The organism is Nonomuraea lactucae (assembly GCF_003313395.1).
GTDB classification, from domain to species: Bacteria; Actinomycetota; Actinomycetes; order Streptosporangiales; family Streptosporangiaceae; genus Nonomuraea; species Nonomuraea lactucae.
Map to the genome: position 1 here is coordinate 1 of NZ_QNFZ01001037.1, position 21,423 is coordinate 21,423.

18 protein-coding genes and 1 pseudogene are annotated in these 21,423 nt (G+C 70.1%); 11 read left to right on the forward strand and 8 right to left on the reverse strand.

What is annotated here, in order from left to right; translation table 11 throughout:
• On the reverse strand, positions 1–812 hold an 812-nt coding region (locus DQW85_RS38945; RefSeq protein ID WP_113704767.1), incomplete at its 3' end, for an FUSC family protein.
• A gap of 126 nt (positions 813–938) precedes the next feature.
• On the opposite strand from DQW85_RS38945, the gene DQW85_RS38950 reads away from it, so the two are divergent.
• Together DQW85_RS38950 and bar are read left to right on the forward strand one after the other, a co-directional pair.
• Complete coding sequence (locus DQW85_RS38950) at positions 939–1,478, forward strand: TetR/AcrR family transcriptional regulator (protein ID WP_113704750.1); 540 nt, start codon at positions 939–941, stop codon at positions 1,476–1,478.
• A 243-nt stretch (positions 1,479–1,721) separates the two neighbouring features.
• Positions 1,722–2,816 carry a barbiturase gene (bar, locus tag DQW85_RS38955; RefSeq protein WP_113704751.1) on the forward strand — a complete coding sequence of 365 codons (1,095 nt, stop codon included), beginning with the start codon at positions 1,722–1,724 and terminating at the stop codon, positions 2,814–2,816.
• A 56-nt stretch (positions 2,817–2,872) separates the two neighbouring features.
• On the opposite strand, the gene DQW85_RS38960 is transcribed toward bar, so the two are convergent.
• Positions 2,873–3,565: a B3/B4 domain-containing protein gene (locus tag DQW85_RS38960; RefSeq protein ID WP_113704752.1), complete on the reverse strand. Its 693-nt coding sequence runs from the start codon at positions 3,563–3,565 to the stop codon at positions 2,873–2,875.
• Between the two features lie 186 nt (positions 3,566–3,751).
• Here DQW85_RS38960 and DQW85_RS38965 point away from each other — a divergent pair, with 186 nt between their 5' ends.
• The 6 genes from DQW85_RS38965 to DQW85_RS38990 all read left to right on the forward strand — a co-directional run bounded on the left by DQW85_RS38965 (position 3,752) and on the right by DQW85_RS38990 (position 8,877).
• Positions 3,752–4,285 (forward strand): SseB family protein, encoded by a 534-nt coding sequence (locus DQW85_RS38965; RefSeq protein WP_113704753.1) that lies wholly within the window; start codon positions 3,752–3,754, stop codon positions 4,283–4,285.
• Positions 4,286–4,346: 61 nt separating this feature from the next.
• Positions 4,347–4,982: a prepilin peptidase gene (locus DQW85_RS38970; RefSeq protein ID WP_162795725.1), complete on the forward strand. Its 636-nt coding sequence runs from the start codon at positions 4,347–4,349 to the stop codon at positions 4,980–4,982.
• 242 nt (positions 4,983–5,224) lie between these two features.
• Positions 5,225–6,406: a chorismate synthase gene (aroC, locus tag DQW85_RS38975; protein WP_205315736.1), complete on the forward strand. Its 1,182-nt coding sequence runs from the start codon at positions 5,225–5,227 to the stop codon at positions 6,404–6,406.
• Complete coding sequence (locus DQW85_RS38980; RefSeq protein ID WP_113704756.1) at positions 6,403–6,903, forward strand: shikimate kinase; 501 nt, start codon at positions 6,403–6,405, stop codon at positions 6,901–6,903. The genes aroC and DQW85_RS38980 overlap by 4 nt, the downstream gene beginning before the upstream one ends.
• Positions 6,900–7,976 carry a 3-dehydroquinate synthase gene (aroB, locus tag DQW85_RS38985; RefSeq protein ID WP_113704757.1) on the forward strand — a complete coding sequence of 359 codons (1,077 nt, stop codon included), beginning with the start codon at positions 6,900–6,902 and terminating at the stop codon, positions 7,974–7,976. The genes DQW85_RS38980 and aroB overlap by 4 nt, the downstream gene beginning before the upstream one ends.
• Before the next feature lie 148 nt (positions 7,977–8,124).
• Entirely contained in the window at positions 8,125–8,877 is a 753-nt protein-coding gene (locus DQW85_RS38990; protein ID WP_113704758.1) for an SGNH/GDSL hydrolase family protein, read from the forward strand.
• A gap of 137 nt (positions 8,878–9,014) precedes the next feature.
• Here the strand turns inward: DQW85_RS38990 and DQW85_RS38995 are convergent, their stop codons facing one another.
• The 5 genes and pseudogenes from DQW85_RS38995 to DQW85_RS39015 form a co-directional block, all read right to left on the reverse strand.
• On the reverse strand, positions 9,015–9,251 hold the full coding sequence (locus DQW85_RS38995; RefSeq protein ID WP_113704759.1) for a hypothetical protein: 237 nt from the start codon (positions 9,249–9,251) through the stop codon (positions 9,015–9,017).
• 448 nt (positions 9,252–9,699) lie between these two features.
• Positions 9,700–10,155, reverse strand: a complete 456-nt coding sequence (locus DQW85_RS39000; RefSeq protein WP_162795726.1) for a hypothetical protein — start codon at positions 10,153–10,155, stop codon at positions 9,700–9,702.
• A 145-nt stretch (positions 10,156–10,300) separates the two neighbouring features.
• Positions 10,301–10,522: a hypothetical protein gene (locus tag DQW85_RS39005; protein ID WP_162795727.1), complete on the reverse strand. Its 222-nt coding sequence runs from the start codon at positions 10,520–10,522 to the stop codon at positions 10,301–10,303.
• Positions 10,523–10,834: 312 nt separating this feature from the next.
• Positions 10,835–11,197 (reverse strand): annotated as a pseudogene (locus tag DQW85_RS39010) (transposase family protein); the annotation flags it as partial.
• A gap of 56 nt (positions 11,198–11,253) precedes the next feature.
• Complete coding sequence (locus tag DQW85_RS39015) at positions 11,254–11,889, reverse strand: GntR family transcriptional regulator (RefSeq protein WP_240197711.1); 636 nt, start codon at positions 11,887–11,889, stop codon at positions 11,254–11,256.
• A 300-nt stretch (positions 11,890–12,189) separates the two neighbouring features.
• On the opposite strand from DQW85_RS39015, the gene DQW85_RS39020 reads away from it, so the two are divergent.
• Both DQW85_RS39020 and DQW85_RS39025 read left to right on the forward strand, forming a co-directional pair.
• Positions 12,190–14,577 (forward strand): collagenase, encoded by a 2,388-nt coding sequence (locus DQW85_RS39020; RefSeq protein ID WP_205315737.1) that lies wholly within the window; start codon positions 12,190–12,192, stop codon positions 14,575–14,577.
• 241 nt (positions 14,578–14,818) lie between these two features.
• Positions 14,819–17,098, forward strand: a complete 2,280-nt coding sequence (locus DQW85_RS39025) for a collagenase (RefSeq protein ID WP_205315738.1) — start codon at positions 14,819–14,821, stop codon at positions 17,096–17,098.
• A gap of 164 nt (positions 17,099–17,262) precedes the next feature.
• Here DQW85_RS39025 and DQW85_RS39030 read toward each other — a convergent pair whose 3' ends face one another.
• The gene (locus DQW85_RS39030) at positions 17,263–19,449 is read right to left on the reverse strand and encodes an ATP-dependent DNA helicase (RefSeq protein ID WP_113704768.1); all 2,187 of its coding nucleotides are present in this window, start codon (positions 19,447–19,449) and stop codon (positions 17,263–17,265) included.
• 221 nt (positions 19,450–19,670) lie between these two features.
• On the opposite strand from DQW85_RS39030, the gene DQW85_RS39035 reads away from it, so the two are divergent.
• Positions 19,671–21,206 carry a hypothetical protein gene (locus DQW85_RS39035; RefSeq protein ID WP_162795730.1) on the forward strand — a complete coding sequence of 512 codons (1,536 nt, stop codon included), beginning with the start codon at positions 19,671–19,673 and terminating at the stop codon, positions 21,204–21,206.
• Positions 21,207–21,423: the final 217 nt, after the last annotated feature.

Genomic DNA, 21,423 nt, shown 5'->3' on the forward strand with positions numbered 1-21,423 from the left:
GGGTTCGCCTCGCCCAGCGCCGCGAGCGTGCGCCGGGCCAGCACCCGGGCGTTGCGCAGCGCGTGGTCCACCGGCACGGCGGCCCGCTGGTAGCGGGCCAGCCTGGCGCGCCGGTGCCAGTACAGGGGCGAGATCGTGGCGATCTCCTTGCCCGCGGCCAGCGCCTGATGGAACTCCTCGATCGCCGCCTGCGTGCCGCGCCCCTCCTCCAGAGCCTCGGCCGCCAGGTCGGCGTCGCGCCGCTCGATCGCCTCCGCGGCCCGTTCCAGCACCGTGGACAGGGCGTCGAGCACCTCTGACGCGTGCCTGGCCACGAGCGAGAACGGGGCCGCGGGCAGCAGGGCCATGGCGGCGATCGCGACGGCCCCGCCGGTCAGCGCGTCGAGCATCCTGTCGAGCCCGCCCGAGCCGTTCCCGGGCAGCAGCGCCGTGACCAGAACCGCGGAGGCCCCCGCCTGCACCATGAACAGCGTCCCGCTGTCCAGCAGCACGGCCGTGCTCATGGCCAGGACCACCACGAGGGAGATCTGCCACGGCCCCGAGCCGATCCAGGCCACCAGCAGGTCCCCCACACCCACGCCCAGGCTGACGCCGACCACCAGCTCGGCCACCCGGCGCAGCCGCTGCCCGAGAGCAACGCCGAGGCACACGAGCACCGCGATCGGGGCGAAGAAGGGCTGTGGGTGACCGAGCACCTCCACGGCGATCGTCCAGGCCAGTCCCGCTCCCACGGCCGACTGAGCGATCGAGGGACCCATCACCCGGAACGTCGCCAATCGCTCCCGAACGTGATCGCCCAGCCTCGTGGTCACCCCTCCACCTTTGCCGATCATTATGACAATACGGTCACACGACGCGCTTCAGGATATTCGGCATCGAACGTGTCGGGCGATCCGCTCGCCGCCTGCCGTACCGTCCGCTGACCTTATTGTCGTGCCGTGGAGACAAGGAGCCGGGAAGGCACCAGGCGGCGCATCCTCGACACTGCCTGCCGGTTGTTCGCTGAGTTCGGCTACGACGAGGTGACGATGCGCATGCTCGGCGCCGCGGCGAACGCCAACATCGCCCTCATCAACCGCTATTTCGGTTCCAAACGGGAGCTGTTCGCCGAGGTGCTCGCGCAGCAGGGGCGCTTCCCCGCCGTCCTCGACGAAAGCGACGACCTCGCCACCTCGCTGGCCGAGTACGTCGCCGACCGGCTGGCCTCCGAGAAGGACAGCCCCGTGCTGGCCACCCTGGCACGATCCTCGGCGAACCCGGAGGTGCGCGAGCTGGCCCGCGAGCGGGTCAGGACCGCGATCCTGGAGCCCCTGACGGCCCGGCTGGAGGGGGAGGACGCCGAGTTGCGGGCCTCGATCGCGACGGTCGTCCTGCTGGGCAGCGGCCGGTTCCGGCAACTCCTCGGGCCGGTGACGCCCGCGGCGCGGCAGGAGGTGGTCGAGCGGCTGGCCGCGGTGTTCCGCGCCTGCCTCACCTGACCCTGGCCGGGGCGCCCGTGTTCTCTGCTGCCTCGCACACCGTGACGGCGCTGGGCGCAACCTTGGGCAGACATTGCCCATGAAAGCAGGACATGAGGGTGAGTAGCGTCAAGTTCTGCCCAGCGCGACGCCGGACGACGCCGCGCGTACCGAGGTTTGCTCGAGTGTTTGCGTACGTGATCGCGTGGGGCGACCGCGTGCCGGGCACGTCGTAACGTCGTACAGGTGGAGAAAGGGCGACCGATGCCGGATCCGATAGAAGTACGGAAGGTGCCGATCGAGAGCGTCACCGATGCCTCCGGCCTGGCGCGGCTCATCGACGACGGGGTGATCGACGCGCACCGCGTCCTCGCGGTCATCGGCAAGACCGAGGGCAACGGCGGCGTGAACGACTACACGCGCATCCTGGCCGACCGGGCCTTCCGCGAGGTGCTGGCCGCCAAGGGGCACCCCGCCCCCGAGAGCGTTCCGCTGGTGTGGTCGGGCGGCACCGACGGGGTGCTCAGCCCGCACGCCACGATCTTCGCCACCGTCGACCCGGCCAAGGCGGCGCAGTCGGACGAGGCGCGCGTGTCGGTCGGCGTCGCGATGAGCGACGTCATCCTCCCGGAGGACATCGGCCGCCCCGCCATGGTGGAGAAGGTCGCGGCCGGCGTGCGCGAGGCCATGAAGATCGCCGGCATCGACGACCCGCGTGACGTCCACTACGTCCAGACCAAGACCCCGCTGCTCACCCTGGCCACCATCACCGACGCCAAGAGCCGCGGCAAGGACACGGCGATCGAGGAGACCGGCCCCTCGATGGACCTCTCCAACTCCACCACCGCCCTCGGCATCGCCGTCGCCCTGGGCGAGATCGAGATGCCGAGCGCCGACCAGATCCACAAGGACCTGTCGCTCTACTCGTCGGTCGCTTCTTGCTCCTCCGGGGTGGAGCTCGACAGGGCGCAGATCGTGCTGGTCGGCAACGTACGGGGGATCGGCGGCCGCTATCGGATCGGCCACAGTGTCATGAAGGACGCCCTGGACGCCGACGGCATCTGGGAGGCGATCCGCGACTCCGGTCTCGACCTGCCCGACCGCCCCCACCCGTCGGACCTGGGCGACCGGCTGGTGAACGTCTTCATGAAGTGCGAGGCCGACCCCTCGGGCGTGGTGCGGGGCAGGCGCAACATCATGCTGGACGACTCCGACGTCCACTGGCACCGGCAGATCAAGGCGGCGGTGGGCGGGGTGGCCGCTTCGGTGACGGGCGACCCCGCGGTCTTCGTCTCGGTGGCCGCCGTCCACCAGGGCCCCTCCGGTGGCGGCCCGGTGGCGGCCATCTCCGCCCACTGACCGGCCGCCCGTTAGGGGGCTCCGAGCCCAGACGCGCGGCCACGGAACGCGGCGGGTCAGAAGTCGAATCGCGGCGAGGAGGCGCTCAAGATCGCGGGCTTCGGGTCCACCGGCCAGAGGGCGCCCAGCTCGCCGGTGAGGGCGGACACGAGCTTCTCCACGTCCGCGGGCCCCGACTCGTGCAGCGCCTCCGCCACGATCAGCACGGACCGGGTCATGTCGCGCACGGCGGAAAGGCCGCTCTGCCTGTTCGTCCAGCGCCGGGCGTGCGCCCGTCCGGCGCCGTCCGCGAAGATCACCTCGCCGGGGGCGGGGTGCTCCGTCTCCCCGGAGAAGGTCACGTACGTCTCGTCGCCGCGCGCGTGGCGTACCTCGAGCCGATCCGTGACCTGGGCGACGTCGAACACCGCCACCGGGATCGCGAACGCGAGCGACACCGCGTTGCACAGGTCGATCAGGGGATGGATGCGCGGCAGCGCCCCTTCCTTCCTGAAGCGCCGCAGCAGCGACTCCGACGCACACCGGTACTGGGTGGGCTTGAGCCCCATCCGCGCGAACGCCCGCCGCCACGCCCGCACCTCGGGCAGCTCGCCCTCGGGCGACGTCTCCAGCCGCGCCCGCGCGACCGCGCCGAACTCCGCCACCCGGTCGTCCACGGACGCCTCCGGCGTGATCCCGTCCGCGAACAGGACACCGGGGACGAGCTCGGGGAAGTCCCGCCAGATCTCGCTCGAATGCTGGAACCGCACCTGCTCACCTCACCACGAACCCACTACCGGACAGAACCCCGACGCGCAGGACGCCCCTCCCTGGACGGCGTCATGTAAGGAGTGACCCCGCAAATGGTGACTGTTTGGGCCGGGTGCTGAGAGCCGGGCCGGGCGGCAAGGGGCGACGGCGGGGGCCGGGGGTGGGCGCGGGTAGTCTCGGGGTTTGTGCCGACCATCCCACAGCCGCTCGACCCGGACGACGACGGCAGCACCGCGCCCGCCGTGGCGACCGCCCTCGCCTCCTACCACGACGGCATGGCCGGGCCCGCCGAGGTGCTGGGCGCCCTCACCGGGGCCCGCCTCCTGGTGCCCGTGGTCGCGCTGCTCACCGAGTCCGAGGTGGGCGAGCACGGGCTGAGGCAGGAGAAGGAGAGCGAGATGGCGCTCCCCAAGCTCGTGGGCAAGGACGGCAGGGAGGCGGTGCTCGCGTTCACCGGCACCGACGCCCTGGCCAGGTGGCGCGCTGACGCCCGGCCGATCCAGGCGACCACGCTGCAGGTCTGCCGCGCCGCCGTCGGCGAGCAGGCCGCCGCCGTCGTGGTGGACGTGGCCGGGCCCGTGCCGTTCGTGATCGAGGGCGAGGTGCTGGAAGCGCTGGCCGCCGTCCAGTCGGGCACGCTCGACCGGCTGTCCGGCGTCACCGTGGCCCGCATCGAGCCGGCCCGCAGACGCCGCTGGTTCACCAGGAAGGGCTCCTAGTCATCCACAGGTAGGGCCCGTATCCGGCACGCCCGGGCGCCCGCCGCATTAGGGTCGCCCCGTGGTAGCACTGGTGGCGCTGCTCGGTCTCCTCGCCGGCCGATACGTGGGGACCCTGGCCCTCGGCTTCGCGGACGACCTCGAGGACACCCGCGCCGAGGCGCGCGCCGCCTTCGGGCGCGCCCTGCGCACGGTTCCCATCCCCGCCTGGCCGCCCGCCGCCGAGCTGGCGACCGCCGCCGTGGTCACCCTCGTCGCGTGGCGGGCGGGGCTGCCGTACGTCTACTTCGCGCTGGCCGGCACCGCTCTTGCCATCATCGACTGGCGTACCAGCAGGCTTCCCGACGTGATCACGCTGTCGTCGTACCCCATCCTGGCCCTCACCCTGCTGCCCACGGGAGAGCTGCCGCGCGCCCTGCTGGGGGCGGCGGCGCTGGCGGCCGTCTACGGCGTGCTGTGGTTCGTCAGGCCGGCGGCCATGGGCCTGGGGGACGTCAAGCTGGCCGGGCTCATTGGCATGGCCACGGCCGCGCTCGGCTGGCCCGCGTGGGTCCTCGCCGCCGTCGCCGGGCAACTGCTCGGCGCCCTCTACGCGGTCGGGCTGCTCGTCGCGGGGCGCGCGAACCGCGACACCCACTTCCCGCTCGGCCCCTTCATGCTGCTCGGCGCGCTCGCCGCACTCTGCCTCGACCCCTGAACGGTCCCGGCCCTGAACGGTCCCGGCCCTGAACGTTTCGGGCACCGAGCATAGGCCGGAGCATCGTCGGCCAGGGGAGCGTCGGCCAGGGGAGCGTCGAGCCGAGGAGTATCGACCAGGGAGCATCGACCGGAGGAGTGTCAACCAAGAGGAGCATCGGCCTGTGGATAGTCGGCCACTGAACGTCTCGGCCTGTGAACGCCGGGCCATCTCAGTAGGCGTTACGTGGAAGACTTATACCCATGTTGCGCTGGTTGACCGCCGGAGAGTCTCACGGCCCCGAGCTCGTTGCCGTCATGGAAGGACTGCCCGCCGGGGTCGAGGTGACCACGGCGGCCATCGACGAGGCGCTGCGCCGCCGCCGCCTCGGCTACGGGCGCGGGGCCAGGATGAAGTTCGAGCAGGACGAGGTGACGATCGTCGGCGGCGTCCGCCACGGCCGCACCATGGGCAGCCCGGTCGCCGTCCGCATCGGCAACACCGAGTGGCCGAAGTGGGAGAAGGTCATGGCCGCCGACCCGGTCGACCCGGCGGAGCTGGAGGGGCTCGCCCGCAACGCGCCGCGCTCGCGCCCCCGTCCCGGCCACGCCGACCTGGCCGGCATGCAGAAATACGGCTTCGACGACGCGCGGCAGGTCCTCGACCGGGCCAGCGCCCGCGAGACGGCGGCCAGGGTGGCGCTCGGCGAGGTGGCCAGGCGCTTTCTCAAGCAGGCGCTCGGCGTCGACATCGTCAGCCACGTGGTCTCCATCGGCGAGGCCCGCAACCCCTCCGAGACCCTGCCCGGCCCCGGCGACCTGGCGCGCATCGACGACGACCTGGTCAGGTGCTCCGACCCCGAGGGAAGCGCCGCCATGGTCGCCGTCATCGACCAGGCCCACAAGGACGGCGACACGCTCGGCGGCGTCGTCGAGGTGCTCGCCTACGGCCTGCCGCCCGGCCTCGGCAGCTACACCCACTGGGACCGCCGCCTCGACTCGCGCCTGGCGGGAGCGCTCATGGGCATCCAGGCGATCAAGGGCGTGGCGGTCGGCGACGGCTTCGAGACCGCGCGCCGGCCCGGTTCGCGTGCCCACGACGAGATCGAATACACGGCAGCCGACGGGGTCAAGCGCATCACCAACCGCGCGGGCGGCATCGAGGGCGGCATGACCAACGGTGAGATCCTGCGGGTCAGCGCCGCGATGAAGCCCATCTCCACCGTGCCGAGGGCGCTCGCCACCATCGACGTGAAGACCGGCGAGGCCGCCAAGGCACACCACGAACGCTCCGACGTCTGCGCCGTCCCGGCCGCCGGCATCGTCGCCGAGGCGATGGTCGCCCTGGTGCTGGCGGACGCGGCGCTGGAGAAGTTCGGCGGCGACTCGGTCGAGGAAGTCGCCCGAAACCTGTCCGGCTACCTCTCATCCATGGTGATCAAATGACCAAGGCCGTGCTGATCGGCCCGCCAGGGTCCGGCAAGACCACCCTCGGCCGCCTGCTCGCCGAGCGGCTCGGCGTCGCGTTCCGCGACACCGACGCCGACGTGGAGGCCGTCGCCGGCAAGCCCGTCTCCGACATCTTCGTCGAGGACGGGGAGGCCCGGTTCCGCGAGCTGGAGCTGCGGGCCGTACGCACTGCCCTCGCCGAGCACGACGGCGTGCTGTCCCTCGGCGGCGGCGCGGTGCTCAACGAGGAGACTCAGGCGCTGCTCGCCGGCCACCCTGTCGTCTACCTCCAGGTCGGCCTCGCCGCCGCGGTGCAGCGGGTGGGCCTCGCCTCGGCCAGGCCGCTGCTCGTGCTCAACCCGCGCAGCCAGCTCAAGAAGCTCATGGAGCAACGGCGGCCGATCTACGAGCGGCTAGCCGTGCTGACCGTGGTCACCGACGACCGGCCGCCAGCGGAACTGGCCGACGAGATCGTGAAGGAGCTGACGGCATGACGGCGACGAGGATCACCGTGCGCGGCGACAGCCCCTACGACGTGGTCGTCGGCACCGGGGTCCTGGGAGAGCTGCCGGGGCTGCTCAGGCCCGGGGTCCGCACGGTCGCCGTGATCCACCCGGCGAGCCTGCCGGAGATCTCCCGTCCGGTGTGCGGGGTGCTGTCCGACGCCGGGCACGACGTCGTGGCGCTGCCCGTGCCCGACGGGGAGCAGGCCAAGACCGTCGAGGTGGCCGCCCAGATGTGGTCGGCGCTCGGCCGCTACGGGGTGACCCGCTCTGACGCCGTGGTGGGCGTCGGCGGGGGAGCGACGACGGACCTGGCGGGGTTCGTGGCGGGCACGTGGCTGCGCGGCGTCCAGGTGGTGCTCGTCCCCACCACGCTGCTCGCCATGGTCGACGCCGCGGTCGGCGGCAAGAACGGCATCGACACCCCCGAAGGCAAAAACCTCGTCGGCACCTTCCTGCCGCCGGCCGGGGTGCTGTGCGAGCTGGCCACTCTGCCCACCATGCCGCGGGCCGACTACGTGGCGGGGCTGGCCGAGATCATCAAGGGCGGTTTCATCGCCGACCCCGAGATCCTCAGACTCATCGAGGACGACCCCGACGCCGCCACCCGTCCCGAAGGACAGCACACCCGCGAGCTCATCGAGCGCAAGATCCGGGTCAAGGCCGACGTCGTGGGCTCCGACCTGCGCGAGGCCGGGCTGCGCGAGATCCTCAACTACGGCCACACGCTCGCCCACGCCATCGAGCGTGCCGAGCACTACCGCATGCGCCACGGCGAGGCCGTCGCCATCGGCATGGTCTACGCCGCCGAGCTGTCCAGGCTCGACGGCCGCATGGGCGCCCACCTCGTCCAGCGCACCAGGTCCATCCTCACCTCGGTCGGGCTGCCCACCGCCTACCGCGCCGACGCCTGGCCGCAACTGCGCGACCACATGCGGCTCGACAAGAAGAACCGCGGAGCGAAGCAGCGGTTCGTGGTCCTCGACGGCCTCGCCAAGCCGGGCCGCCTCGAGGACCCGTCCGAGGAACTACTGGAGGCCGCCTACCGGGAGATCGCCCGATGATCCGTCGGTGCGACGAGACCCCCGCCGGGATGCGGCGCGGCACACCCCCCGCCACGAGCCGCGCCGGGTTCCTCGCCGGAATGCGGCGCGGCGGTGTCCCGACCGGGGAGAGGCGTGGCCCGGGATCCGCCGGAAGGATCGGCGGCTCATGAGGCACTACGGTTCCTTCGTCGCGCTCGGCGACAGCTTCACCGAGGGCCTGAACGATCCGGGCCTCGACGGCCACTACCGCGGCTGGGCCGACCGGGTCGCCGAGCGGCTCGCGGCCGACGACCCCGCCTTCCGCTACGCCAATCTGGCGGTGCGGGGCAAGCTGCTCGACCAGATCGCCACCGAGCAGGTCCCGGTCGCCGTCGAGATGGCGCCCGACCTGGTCAGTCTCTGCGCCGGAGGCAACGACCTGCTGCGTCCCGGCAGCGATCCCGACGTGATGGCCAAGACCCTGGCGCGGGCCGTCCGAGAGCTGCGGGCGTGCGGTGCCGACGTGCTGCTGTTCACCGGCGTCGACCCGCGCGACACCCCGCTCATGCGCCGCCTGCGCGGCCGCTTCGCCATCTTCTACCTGCACATCCGCTCGATCGCCGACCTGTACGGGTGCCACCTGGTCGACCAGTGGTCGATGCAGGGCCTGCGCGACTGGCGGGCCTGGAGCGACGACCGGCTGCACATGAACGAGGACGGCCACCGCCTCGTGGCCGCCCGCGTCCTGGACGTGCTCGGCGTGCCGTTCGACGACTGGCGCAAGGTCTGGCCGCAGCGCGTCGTGGACCCCCGCGCCAAGCGGCGCGAGGACGCCCAGTGGATCCGCGAGCACCTCATGCCCTGGGTGACCCGCCGCCTCCGCAGCACCTCCTCCGGCGACGGCCTGTCCCCGAAGCGTCCCGGCCTGACCCCCTTCTGAGGGGGTTCTCGTGAGGGCCTTTCGATTCAAGGACCTTTTGTTTACGGCACAGCCAAGTGGACCGCCACTCGCCGCATGTGGCTGATGACCTAGGGGAGCCAACGGTCTTTCCCTGATCAGGGGGTTTGGCTGCGGTCTTACGCCGAGACCGGGGTCGTTTCCGCCTGCTGGCCCGTGACTGGCCCGTGATGGGCGTTTTCGCTGGTCACGACCTTGAGAGTGGTCGTTTGCGTGGCTAGCATGGCTTCGATCTTGGAGTTGGCTTCGTCCTCGCCCTTGTCGATCCAGTGCGCGTACACGGACAACAGGGTTTCGATCGAGTGGCCCAGCCGCCGGGCGATCTGAGCCACGTCCACGCCCGCCAGGATGAGCATAGAAGCGTTGAAGTGCCGCATGTCATACGACGCCGCGCGACCTGGCTAGCCCTCTCAGCGTACCCGCCACAAGAACCCCCGCACCGCCATGCGCTACACCTCGTCCCGGCGGTGAGACCGTCGCCGAAATCACCGGCATCCTCGCCCCGCCGCACCCACTGAAGAGACAAACCGTCCAAAGCTGCCTCGCGGCACCCAGCGCACCTCACATTGCGCCGCTCCGGCCGGCGGTGTGGAGCACAACGGCAAGAAGGGGGCGGCCGGAATTCGACTGGAGGACACCTCCGGGTCGGGGCGAACTCGGTGGCCAACGTTCCCAATCGGGCGTGAGAGGCCGTCTTCAACCCCTCCGGCGATCATGGTTGAAGACGGCCCACTCACCCGGTTCGGGGTTGCGCGGTGCCGGACTGTTGATGGTCCACCCGGCCGTACGCGCCAGAACCGCGACTCAGACCTCGACGACGGGCCCGCCCTCCATGAAGCCGCTGGCGGCGAATATGTAGGGGATGGTGAGGGGGGTGTTGCCCGGGCCGGACGTCGGCCTGATGAAGCCGGTCTGCATGGGTCCGGCCAGCTTGACGTCCGGCTTGAAGAAGCCGTTCTGGGCGGGGGCAGCCGGCCTGATCTCTGGTCTGAGGCAGCCGTTCTGTGAGAGACCGGCTTGCTTGACGTCCGGTTTGGTGAAGCCGGTCTGCATGGGTCCGGCCAGCTTGATGTCCGGCTTTAAGAAGCCGTTCTGGGCGGGGGCAGCCGGCCTGATCTCTGGACTGAGGCAGCCGTTCTGCGAGAGACCGGCCTGCATGACCTCCGGTTTGGTGAAGCCGTTCTGCGCGGGGGCAGCGACCTGCATCGGCCCGGCGGAAGACTTGCCAGCCAGCATCAGCGCGGCGGCCAGCAACAGCAACAGCGGCAGGGAAAGACGGACGAGAGAGTTTCGCATGAGTACCCATCGATCGAGGTGACTTACCGGACAAAAGGTATTCGTCGCCTAACGCCGACCGGATGGGATATTTCACGGTCCACTTTCGCGGTGTGGAGACCGGTTTCCATCACTCACCGTCGACCACGACACCGGCCGCTCCAGTCGTGTACGACCGGGATGAGGGGCTGCTGCCGTCAACTTCCACGACGGTCAGAGTCGTCGGTTCGAGCGTCGCGGTGGTCTGCGCTACCGGCGCGATGTGAACGGCCGGCCCCGGCTGGTGCGGAGCGTGGACGCCGACCATCGCGACGAGCGCGAGGACCACCACCAGGACGGCTCTTCGGCTCATGGCTTGCCTTTCCGTTGGACGCGGGCGGGTCGAGTGGCAGCAGCGCCACCGTCGGTAGTGGTTCGCGCGAGATCGGCGAGCGGATGAGGTGCGGCGGCGGAAGAGGGGTGTAGCCATCGGACCACCCCCATTCCATTGCCACGACCACCACCCAGCGATCGGGGCAGATCAGCGGCCCTCAGCCGAAGGTCCCGAAGGCATGAGGCGCCTGGTGACGGCGGCGCTGGAGACCGACGTGATCCCGCCGCTGTGCACGCGCTTGCCGTCTGAAAGCGGTCGATGAGACCCCGACTCGATCTCGCCCAGCCTCGCCATCGTCTGGACCACTGCGCCCAATTGGCCGGTGAGTCTGCTGGTTCGACGCTGGTAACGCTCGCCCAACCCGGGCACCTGCTCGCGGAACGTCTGCCGAGGGCATCCCCACGCCGGGCGGACCAGCCGCCGCGCCTGGACCGACACCACCACCCGCCGCCCGTCGACCGGAACGTCGGTGACCGTACGGCTGTAGTAGCCGTGCACCCGACCGGTCAGCGTCCCGCACATCGGGCGCGGTACCGGTGCATTGCGAGTACGAGCCAAGACCCGAATGAGGTCGTCCTCGTCCTTCACTTCCTCGATGACCAGGGCAGACAGCCCCGCAAACGCCACCCCCGTAAGATCGTCGATCTTCAGCACGGCCCAGCCTGGCACCTGATCACCCAGCGCCACCACCGACTACGGGCCAGAGCCCCTTATTCGGGGCGATCAGCCCAGATTCCTCGGACGTGCCGCAAGTGGTGGCGCATCAGGGCCGCGGCCGAGTCCGCATCGCCTGCGGTGATCTTGTCGAGCAGATCCAGGTGCTCGCGCCCGGAATCCACGAGCACGCCCTGCTCGGCGAGCCGGGCGATGCCGTACAGCCTGGCGCGACGGCGCAGATCGCGAACGATGTCCACCAGATGGGCGTTGCCCGCCAGAGCCAGGAGCTGCAGGTGGAAGGCCAGGTCGGCCTCCACGTAAGCGAGCACGTCCGCCGTCTCCGCCGCCGACACGATGGCCTCGGCCAGCGGCCGGAGTGCCTCGACGCGCTCGGCGGGCACCGTCTGGGCGATCTGGGCCACCGTGGGAACCTCGATCAGGCCCCGTAGCTCGGTGATCTCATCCAGATCCCGCTCGGACAGGTCGGCCACGCGGAAGCCCTTGTTGCGTACCGCGGTGACCAGGCCGTCCTTGGCGAGATCGAGCATCGCCTCACGGACGGGAGTGGGGGAGACCCCGAAGCGTTCGGCCAGCGCGGGAGCCGAATACACCACACCGGCGCGCAGTTCCCCGGCCACCAGTGCCGATCGCAGCGCTTCTGCGACCTTCTCCCGGATGCTCTGATGCACGCCGAACTCCGGGAGATTCAACGGTTCCGACACCGGCGCCACACCCATCTCAGACCTGCTCGTCGTGTCCTCTACGTACAGTGTCACATTGTCATGCCTGGTGACACCGCGAGAAGCGCAGACCGGCGCCGCAAACATGAGTAATCCTCAGCTATTGACTTTGAGAAACAGGCCTTGTCGGAATATGTCAAGTGTGCGATGTTACATGTCACATCACGACCGGAGCTCTCAGAGGAGCTCGGTCCACCTCCGTCCCCCCCGGAGTGCTCAATGAAGAGGCCTGTCTTACCCACCGTTCTCTTGTTACTCGCTACAGCGCTGTACGCCGCACCGGCGGCCGCGTCCTCTGCGGATCCGCCCCCCGCCCCCTCCTCGACGCGGACGCTCACCCGGGTCGATGGACACGGCACAACCCCGATCAAGGACCGCCCACCATTACCTGAGCCCGCCGACCCCGACCCGGCGAAGGCGCGGGCGCAAGCTCAGGCCGCCGCCTGCGACCTCTCCGTCTTCACCAACAACACGGGCGCCGCGCTCGTCAACGCGATCAAGAGCGCGGAGATACCCTGCGTCAGCGAGGTCTTCAACCTCCGAGGAAGCGCCGCCAGGGCGGCCCTGCGCGAGTCGCAGATGGTGACCGTCGCCAACGCCCTCAGGGCCAATGCGCAGGCTTACCCCGGCGACAACAGTCAGCGCACCGAGCAACTCGTCTACTACCTGCGGGCCGGCTACTACGTGGAGTTCTACCACGAGGCCGAGGTCGGCGCGTACGGTCCCACCCTGGCCGCCGCCACCCGGGGCGCGTTGGACGCCTTCTTCGCCAACGGCCACTCCAGCGACACGAGCGAGGCGCACGGCCGGATCCTCATGGAGGTCGTCACCCTCATCGACAGCGCCGAGGAGAACATCCGCTACCTGTACGTGGTCAAGCGGCTGCTGGACAACTACCGCCCCAGCTACGGCTACAACATGCAGTGGGCGGTCAATGCCGCCTTCACCGTGACCTGGCGCGGCCACTTCGTCGCCGGCTTCGGCGCCGCCGCGCAGAGCGCCGGCACCCCGACCACGATCTACGACTTCGTGGTGCGCAACTTCGACCAGCTCAACACCGACTACAGCACCATCATCTCCAACGCGGGAGTCGAACTGGCCCGGTTCCTGCAGTACGTGGACCAGCGTCCGGCAGTCCGGCCGCGGGTCAAAGACCTGCTGAGCCGCAGCTCCATCACCGGGTGGACGGCGAAACTGTGGGTGCGAACCGCCGAGAGCGCCAACTCCTACGACAAGGACAACTGCTCCTACTACGGCACCTGCAACCTGTCCCAACGGCTGATGGATGCCGTGCTGAAGGTCCGGCACACCTGCAGTGCCAGCCTGAAGATCGTCGCTCAGGAACTCACCTCGTCCCAACTGGCCGCTACCTGTTCCAGCCTGGCCAACCAGGATGCGTACTTCCACAACGTCGTCAAGGACAACGGCCCGGTTGCCAACGACCACAACACCACCCTTGAGGTGGTGGTCTTCGACTCCAGAAACGACTACCGCACGTACGCCGGAGCGATGTTCGGTATCGACACCAACAACGGCGGCATGTACCTGGAGGGCGACCCGTCGGTGACCGGGAACATCCCTCGCTTCATCGCGCACGAGGCCGATTGGCTACGGCCCGCGTTCGAGATCTGGAATCTGAATCACGAGTACACCCACTACCTCGACGGCCGTTACGACCTCTACGGCGACTTCACGGCCGGCGACCAGACCCCGCTCGTGTGGTGGTCAGAGGGCGTGGCCGAGTACGTCTCCTACCACTACCGCGGCGTCCCCAACACCGACGCGCTGGCCGAAGCGCCCAAGCGCACCTACACGCTCAGCACCCTGTTCGACACCACCTATGCGAACAGCAACACCACCCGCACCTACGAGTGGGGCTACCTGGCCGCCCGGTACATGATCGAGCGCCGCTGGTCGGACACCTCCCGCATCCTCGGCTATTACCGGGTCGGTGACTGGAACGGCGCCCGCGCCTACATCCAGGCGCTCAACCTCAACGCCGACTTCAGCAATTGGCTCGGCACCCTGGGCGACGTCGCCAACCAGCCGCCCACTCCGGCGTTCACCTACACCACCAGCGGCCTGACCGCGACCTTCACCGACACCTCACGCGACTCCGATGGCACCATCACCAGCCGCAGCTGGGACTTCGGCGACGGCACCACCTCCACCACCACCAACCCCACCAAGACCTACACCAGCGCGGGCACCTACACCGTCAAATTGACCGTGCGCGACGACGACGGCGCCACCGCCAGCACCACCAGAAGCGTCACCGTCACCACCGGCGGCGGCCTGCCCACCTGCGCTGACAGCGACACCCGCGCCCTCGGCCAAAACTGCCGGCGCGCCGGCATCTCCGCCACCCAAGGCGACATGGCCAGCTTCTTCATCTACCTCCCCCCAGGCACCACCAGCCTGACCATCAGATCCAGCGGCGGCACCGGCGACGCCGACCTCTACTTCCACTCCTCCGAATGGGCCACCAACACCAAGTACACCCGCAGCTCCACCGCCGACGGCAACGCCGAGACTCTCACCGTCACCGGAACCCAACTGCGCCAAGGTGACTACAACTACGTCACCCTCTACGGCTACACCGCCTTCACCGGCGTCACCATCAGCACCCAGTACTGACACATAGAGGGGGCTCTTCCCCCCGGGAGGAGAGCCCCCCCGCACTTTCACGTGTTCTGGAGCCCCCATGCGCAAGGCAATCATCGGTGTGCTCGTGGCTTGCGGTCTGATCGCTGGACCTGGCGTTCAGGCCAGACAGGTCGCTGAGCCTCCCCCGTCCGCTCCCGCCGCTGAGGCGAGAACGGAATCACCCGACCACGCGGACAAGAAGCTCTCGCCCACCCAGTTACCCCCGCTGAGCGTGACCAGCGAGGACGGCCTGGAAGAGGCGCACCGACCGGCGCCGAGCCTGAAGGCGGCCGCCTGCAGCACCGCCGACATCATCGGCAAGACCGGCCCCGCGCTGGTCGCCGCGGTCAGAGCCGGGGACCTCAGGACCTGCCTGAACCCGCTGTTCGACCTGACCGGCGCCGACGCGCAACGCACGTTCACCGAGTCCCAGATGGTGACCGTGGCCCAGGCCCTCCGGAGCAACGTCGCGACATACCCCGGCGACAACAGCACGAGCACGCAGCAGCTGATCGTCTTCCTGCGCGCAGGCTACTACGTGCAGGCCGCCCTTCCGCCCGGCACGATCCCCGCCTACACCCCGGCTCTCCTGGCGGAGGTCCGAGGCGTCTTCGACATCTTCTTCCCCAGCTCCGCGGCCTCCACCAACACCGACGAGAACGGCGCGGTCCTGAAGGAAGCCGTCTGGCTGATCGTCAACGCCCAGGACGAGATCCGCAACATCGGCGTGGCAGCCCGCCTGCTCAACGGATACGACACCACCTACGGCGTCAACATGCGCGAGGCGGTCAACCGCGCCTTCGAGCTGTACTGGCGCTCGCACTCCCGGGGAAGCATGGCCGCCACGGCGCGGAACAACCCCGCCGTCCTCACGACCCTGCGCGATTTCGCCATCAAGCACCAGAACTTACTGCCTACCGACAACTACTTCCTCGTCGCCAACGCCGGCAAGGAACTGGCGAGCTTCCTGAGATACAGCTCGCTACTGAGCACGGTCAGGCCGATGGTGCGCGACCTGCTGAACCGCACACAGATCACCGGCCCCACCGCGGCGCTGTGGGTCGCGACCGCCGCCGTGGCCAACGAACTCGACGGCAAGAACTGCTCGTACTACGGCGTCTGCGACCTGACCAGCAAGCTCACGAACGCCGCGCTGCCGATCAAGTACTCCTGCTCACCGAGCCTGACGATCAGGGCGCAGGAACTCACCTCGGCACAGCTGTCCAGCACCTGCGCCAGTCTCCTCAGCCAGGACGCCTACTTCCACACCATCGTCAAGGACAATGGTCAGCCGGTGCCCGACGATCACACGGCCGGCCTTGAGATCTCGGTGTTCGACACCAAGAGGGAATACTCCATCTACTCCGGTGCGATCTATGGCAACAGCGTGGACAACGGTGGCATCTTCTTCGAAGGCGACCCGTCCCAGCCGGGCAACCTGGCCCGTTTCCTCTGCTACGAGCAGGACCGGGAGAAGCCCCTGTACTGGGAGATCTGGAACCTCAACCACGAGTACACCCACTACCTCGACGGCAAATACAACATGCACGGCGACTTCGAGGAGGGCATGTCCACCCCCACTGTCTGGTGGGGTGAAGGCCTGGCCGAATACGTCTCCTACGGCTACCGCAAGCTCGCCTACACGGCCGCGATCAACTCGGCGAGACAGCACACCTACAAGCTCAGCCAGCTGTTCGACACGGAGTACGGCGACATCACCCGCACCTACAACTGGGGCTACCTCGCGGTCCGCTACATGATCGACAAACACCCCGCCGACATCGCCAGGGTGCTCGGGTACTACCGCACAGGCGACTGGAACGCCGCCCGCACCCTCCTGAAGGGGCTCGACTACGACGCCGACTTCGACGCCTGGCTGACCGCCTGCGCCAACGGCGCCTGCAAGGCGAGCGACGAGAACATGCTCCCGACCGCGGACTTCACCTTCACCGCCAACGGCACCACGCTGTCCTTCACCAACACGGCGGCCGATCCCGACGGCACGATCTCCCGCTACCACTGGGAATTCGGCGACGGCACCACATCCACCGCCGCGAACCCGACCAAGACCTACAGCTCGGCGGGCGCCTACACCATCAAGCTGGTGGTGCTCGACGACAAGGGCGCGCCCTGGGGCGTCTACAAGACCATCACCGTCCCCGCGGGGAGCGGCAGCGGCGTCCCCGAATGCACCGGCAGCGACGTCAGGGCGCTGGGCAAGAACTGCAAGCGCAGCAACCTGTCGGTCGCCCAAGGCCGGCACACCTTCCTGTACATCCACCTGCCCGCTGGAACCAGCACGCTGACCCTCACCAGCTCCGGCGGCACCGGCGACGTCGACCTCTACTACAACCCCACCTCGTGGGCGACGACCTCGTCGTACACCCAGCGTGCCACCGGCCCCGGCAACGGCCACACCATCGCCGTCACCAACCCCGCCGCCGGCTACCGCTACATCAGCCTGCACGGCGTGGCCGCGTCGACAGGCGTTTCCCTCACGACCAGCTACTGACCACCACGGCCCACGTTGGTGATCATCACGCCGGGGTGAATGGGTCTGTCCAGTGATCACTGGGCTCTGGCCCGTACGCATGCAGGCCGCGCTGGAGTGGGCCGTTCGTGGGTTGGAGCAGGTCGTCGCCCCTGGGGTCCGGAGGCTGGAGCCCTCGGGGTGGGTCAGGATTCTGTGGCGAGGCGTCTGAGGGCGGCGCGGGGGATGGCCGGGTCGGTGGTGCGCCAGAACGGGGGGAGGGAGCTCAGCAGGAAACCGCTGTAGCGGGCCGTCGCCAGCCGGGGGTCGAGGACGGCGATCACCCCCTTGTCGTGCTGCGAGCGCAGCAGGCGGCCGGTGCCCTGGGCGAGGAGGAGTGCCGCGTGCGTGGCCGCGACGGTCATGAAGCCGTTGCCGCCCTTGGCCGCCACGTGGCGCTGCCGTGCTGAGGTGAGCGGGTCGTCGGGGCGGGGGAACGGGACCCGGTCGATGATGACCAGCCGCAGCGAGGGGCCGGGCACGTCGACGCCCTGCCAGAGCGACAGGGTGCCGAACAGGCAGGTCGGCTCGTTCTCCGCGAACTGCTTGACCAGCAGCATGGTCGAGTCGTCGCCCTGGCAGAGCAGCGGCACGTCGAGGCGGTCGCGGAGCGCCTCGGTGGCGGCCTTGGCGGCCCGCATCGAGGAGAACAGGCCGAGCGCCCGCCCGCCCGCGGCCTCGATCAGCTCGGCGATCTCGTCCACATACTGCTGGGGGAGGCCGTCACGGCCCGGCTGCGGGAGGTGCTTGGCTACGTAGAGGATGCCCGCTCGGGGGTGGTCGAACGGCGAGCCGACGTCCATGCCCTGCCAGCCGCGCGCCCCGTCACGGCCGGACTTCGGCTTGCCGCCCCGCGTCCTGTCCCCGGCCTGCGAAGTCCCGCCGCCCCGCTCCTCTCCGGCCCGCGATCTCCCGCCTCGTGACACGCCGGTCTCCGGAGAGTCGTCGGTCGTGCCATCTGTCTCGCGGGTGCCGCCGAGAGCCGGGGGCTCGCCGGACGGTGACGGGCCGGAGGCGCCCAGGCCCCATTGCCGAGCCATGCCGTCGAACGTGCCGCCGAGGGCGAGCGTGGCCGAGGTGAGCACCACCGTGCGGTCGCCGAAGAGGCGTTCGCGGAGCATGCCGCCGACGGTGAGCGGGGCGACGCGGAGCGTCGGCGGGCGGCGGTCGGTGCCGGCGTCGAGCCAGACGACCTCGGCCCGGTCGGCCTCCGTGGCGTGGCCATAGGCCTCCAGCATGCGCACCGCGGTGTCATGCACGTCGTCGAGCGAGGTGAACGCCGCCTTGCGCTGGCCCGCCTTGTCGGGGTCGTCGCGGTCGCCGCCGCGCGACCCGAGGGCGGTGACGCAGCGGGCCGCGGCGTCGCGCACCAGCGCCAGCGTGAGCGCGAGCACCTCCGGCATCTCGTCGACGCGGCCGGCGGGGGCGGCGGTGAGCAGCGCCTTGAGGTCCTCGCCCGCCTCCAGCAGCCGGTCGGCGATCGGCTGCTCGATCAGACGGCCCACCCGGCGGACGGCGAGCGACACGGAGCCCTCCGACAGCTCGCCGGTCACCACCGAGGTGACCCGGTCGACCAGCTCGTGGGCCTCGTCGACGACCACCATGTCGTGCTCGGGCAGCACCGGCAGGTCGCCCATCGCGTCGATGGCCAGCAGCGCGTGGTTGGTGACGACCACGTCGACCTCGCCCGCCCGCGCCCGGGCCAGCTCGGCGAAGCACTCGGCGCCGCTCGGGCAACGGGTGGCGCCGAGGCACTCCTGGGCGCTCACCGAGAACTGCCGCCACGCCTGCTCGCTCACACCGGGCACCAGCTCGTCGCGGTCGCCGGTCTCGGTCTCCTCCGCCCACTCCTGGATGCGCTGGACCATCCGCCCGGTGGCGCTGACCTCGCGCGGATCGAAGAGCTGGTCCTGCTCGTCCTCCTCCGGCCAGCCGGCCGTCGCCTTGTAGCGGCACAGGTAGTTGCGGCGGCCCTTCAGGATCGCGTAGGACGGCGCGTGCGGCAGCTCCTTGGCCAGCGCCTCCGACAGCCGCGGCAGGTCGCGGTCGACCAGCTGGCGCTGGAGCGCGATCGTGGCCGTGGAGACGACCACGGTGGTGTCGGTGTCCATGGCGTGCCGGATCGCCGGCACCAGGTAGGCGAGCGACTTGCCGGTGCCCGTGCCCGCCTGCACGGCCAGGTGCTCCTCCTGGTCGAGCGCCCGCTGGACGGCCTGGACCATGGTGATCTGGCCCTGCCGCTCGCTCCCTCCGAGAGCGTTGACCGCGATGCTGAGCAGTTCTTCGACTGAGGGGAGGTGGGAGTCCGGCACAGCACCAAACGCTACCCGCATTCCGGGGTCCGCCGCGCCGAACGCGGTGTGATCGGGCGTACGCATCCCGGCGTTCCCGGAGCTGTCCGGCGGCTCGCATGGCACACTGAACGACCGGGACTCCAACTGTCATCGCATACTGTGACTGAAGGGGTTTCAGGATGGGGATGGGAAGTCCGGTTAAGTAGGGTTTTCCGGGGTTGAGTGGACGAATAAAGGCTGGTTAAAGCAGTATGTCTGCCATGTCGGAAGTTGTCCCGTTGCCGTCGTTCGGCGAAGTGTTCTTCGATGCCCGAGGTCAGGAGCGGTGCCTCCGGGTGACGTGGCACGAGGGCACCTTGGTCCTCAGTCTCTGGCGGGGAGAGATGTGCACCGCCAGCTTCCGCATGCCGATGGACGATGTCGGCCGGCTGCTCGACACACTTGACGAGGGCTACGCGGAGGCGACGGGCGAGCAGCCCGCCGAGCCCGCGCACGACCCGGGCACAGAGGTCATCCCGGGCACCGGACAGTATCAGCGCCCCCCGCAGCCCGTGTCACAGCCCATGTCCCAGTCGCCGGGGCGCCAGCAGGACGAGCGTCCCGCGGGGGCGCTCTCGCCCAACGACGTGCTGGTGGCCAGAGGCGCGCCCGCCCAGGACAAACCCGCACCCCAGGACAAGCTGGTGGCCTCCTACAGCGAGACCACCGGCCCACGGGACCAGTACGGCGAGCGGCCGCCCTTCACCGGCCCCCAGTACTCCGACCCCGGCCAGCCCCACACCGGCAGGCAGTATCGCGAGCAGGCCCGCGAGCCGTTCACCGGCCCCCAGTACGTCGACGAGGCCACGCCCACCGGCCCGCAGTACAGCCTGGACCCCGACCCCTTCTCCGGCCCGCACCAGGCGGCCCCCTCAGCCGGTCACCACTACCAGGCTCAGCGCGAACGCCCGGCGCCGCTGTCGACCGACCCGCTCGGCTTCCCCTCCCAGGCCGCCGACCCGTTCGCGTCCCAGGCCACCTCCGCGCAGGCCGCCGACCCGCTCTCCGCGCCCCGCCAGGACAGGTACGCCCAGCCCGACCACGGCCGGTCCACCGACTACGGCCAGGCCGACTACAGCCAGTCCGACTACAACCAGTCCGACTACAACCAGTCCGACTACGGGCAGCAGCCGGTGCCGCAGCACGTCGCCAACGACACGAGCACGGCCGGGCTGGGCACCCCGATGCACGGCATCCCCGGCGCGGGCAGGCGTCGCGACCCGGGACGGTCGCCGGGCCACGACCGCTACCCCACCCAGGGCGCCTACTCCAGCGGCGACTCCTTCACCGGCGGCGCGTCCTACTCCAGCCAGGACGCCTATCCCGCCTCGGACGCCTATCCCGCTCCGGACGCCCACCGGCGCGCGAACGGCTATCCCGGCCAGAACGGCTACCCCGGCGGTGACGCCTACTCGAGCGGCGACTCCTACTCCAGCCAGGACACGTACTCGGGCCAGGACACCTACGCCGGCCACGACGGCTTCCCGCCCCGGCAGGGCCGGCCCGGCACGCCCAACCCGGTGGACCCGCTCCTGGCGCTCGGGGAGCCGGGCGGCCCGTACGGGCAACAGGACTCCCCGCTGTCCCGCCCGTACGTCGGCGACCCGATGTTCTCCACCGGCGAGCGGCTCCGCCCGGAGCAACAGCACCCGGACCGCCCGTACGACGGCCAGCAGTACGACGGCACACAGTACGGCGAAGGCCGGTACGGCGAGCCGCAGTACGGCGACAGGAGCGACCGCCACAGGGATTGGTGACGCCCCTCTCCGGATCGCCCCTCCGCGTCGGCCCCTCCGCGACAGCCTCCCCGCGTCGGCACGGCATGATGGACGCCGTGCCGTCCGATGAGCGGGAGGAGCGCCCGTGAACCCGACAACCGGTCTGCAGCTGCTGCTGGTGGCGGGCGGGGCGGTCGCGGTGGCGGCCGTGGCCCGCCGCAGGGGCTGGCCCGCGCCGCTGCTGCTCGTGGCGGCC

Coding starts and splice junctions, on each gene's coding strand:
- bar (WP_113704751.1), top strand. CDS start 1,722: ATGCCGGATCCGATAGAAGTACGGAAGGTGCCGATCGAGAGCGTCACC.
- DQW85_RS39035 (WP_162795730.1), top strand. CDS start 19,671: ATGTCGGAAGTTGTCCCGTTGCCGTCGTTCGGCGAAGTGTTCTTCGAT.
- aroB (WP_113704757.1), top strand. CDS start 6,900: ATGACGGCGACGAGGATCACCGTGCGCGGCGACAGCCCCTACGACGTG.
- aroC (WP_205315736.1), top strand. CDS start 5,225: ATGTTGCGCTGGTTGACCGCCGGAGAGTCTCACGGCCCCGAGCTCGTT.
- DQW85_RS38995 (WP_113704759.1), bottom strand. CDS start 9,251: ATGCTCATCCTGGCGGGCGTGGACGTGGCTCAGATCGCCCGGCGGCTG.
- DQW85_RS38980 (WP_113704756.1), top strand. CDS start 6,403: ATGACCAAGGCCGTGCTGATCGGCCCGCCAGGGTCCGGCAAGACCACC.
- DQW85_RS39005 (WP_162795727.1), bottom strand. CDS start 10,522: ATGAGCCGAAGAGCCGTCCTGGTGGTGGTCCTCGCGCTCGTCGCGATG.
- DQW85_RS39030 (WP_113704768.1), bottom strand. CDS start 19,449: ATGCGGGTAGCGTTTGGTGCTGTGCCGGACTCCCACCTCCCCTCAGTC.
- DQW85_RS38990 (WP_113704758.1), top strand. CDS start 8,125: ATGAGGCACTACGGTTCCTTCGTCGCGCTCGGCGACAGCTTCACCGAG.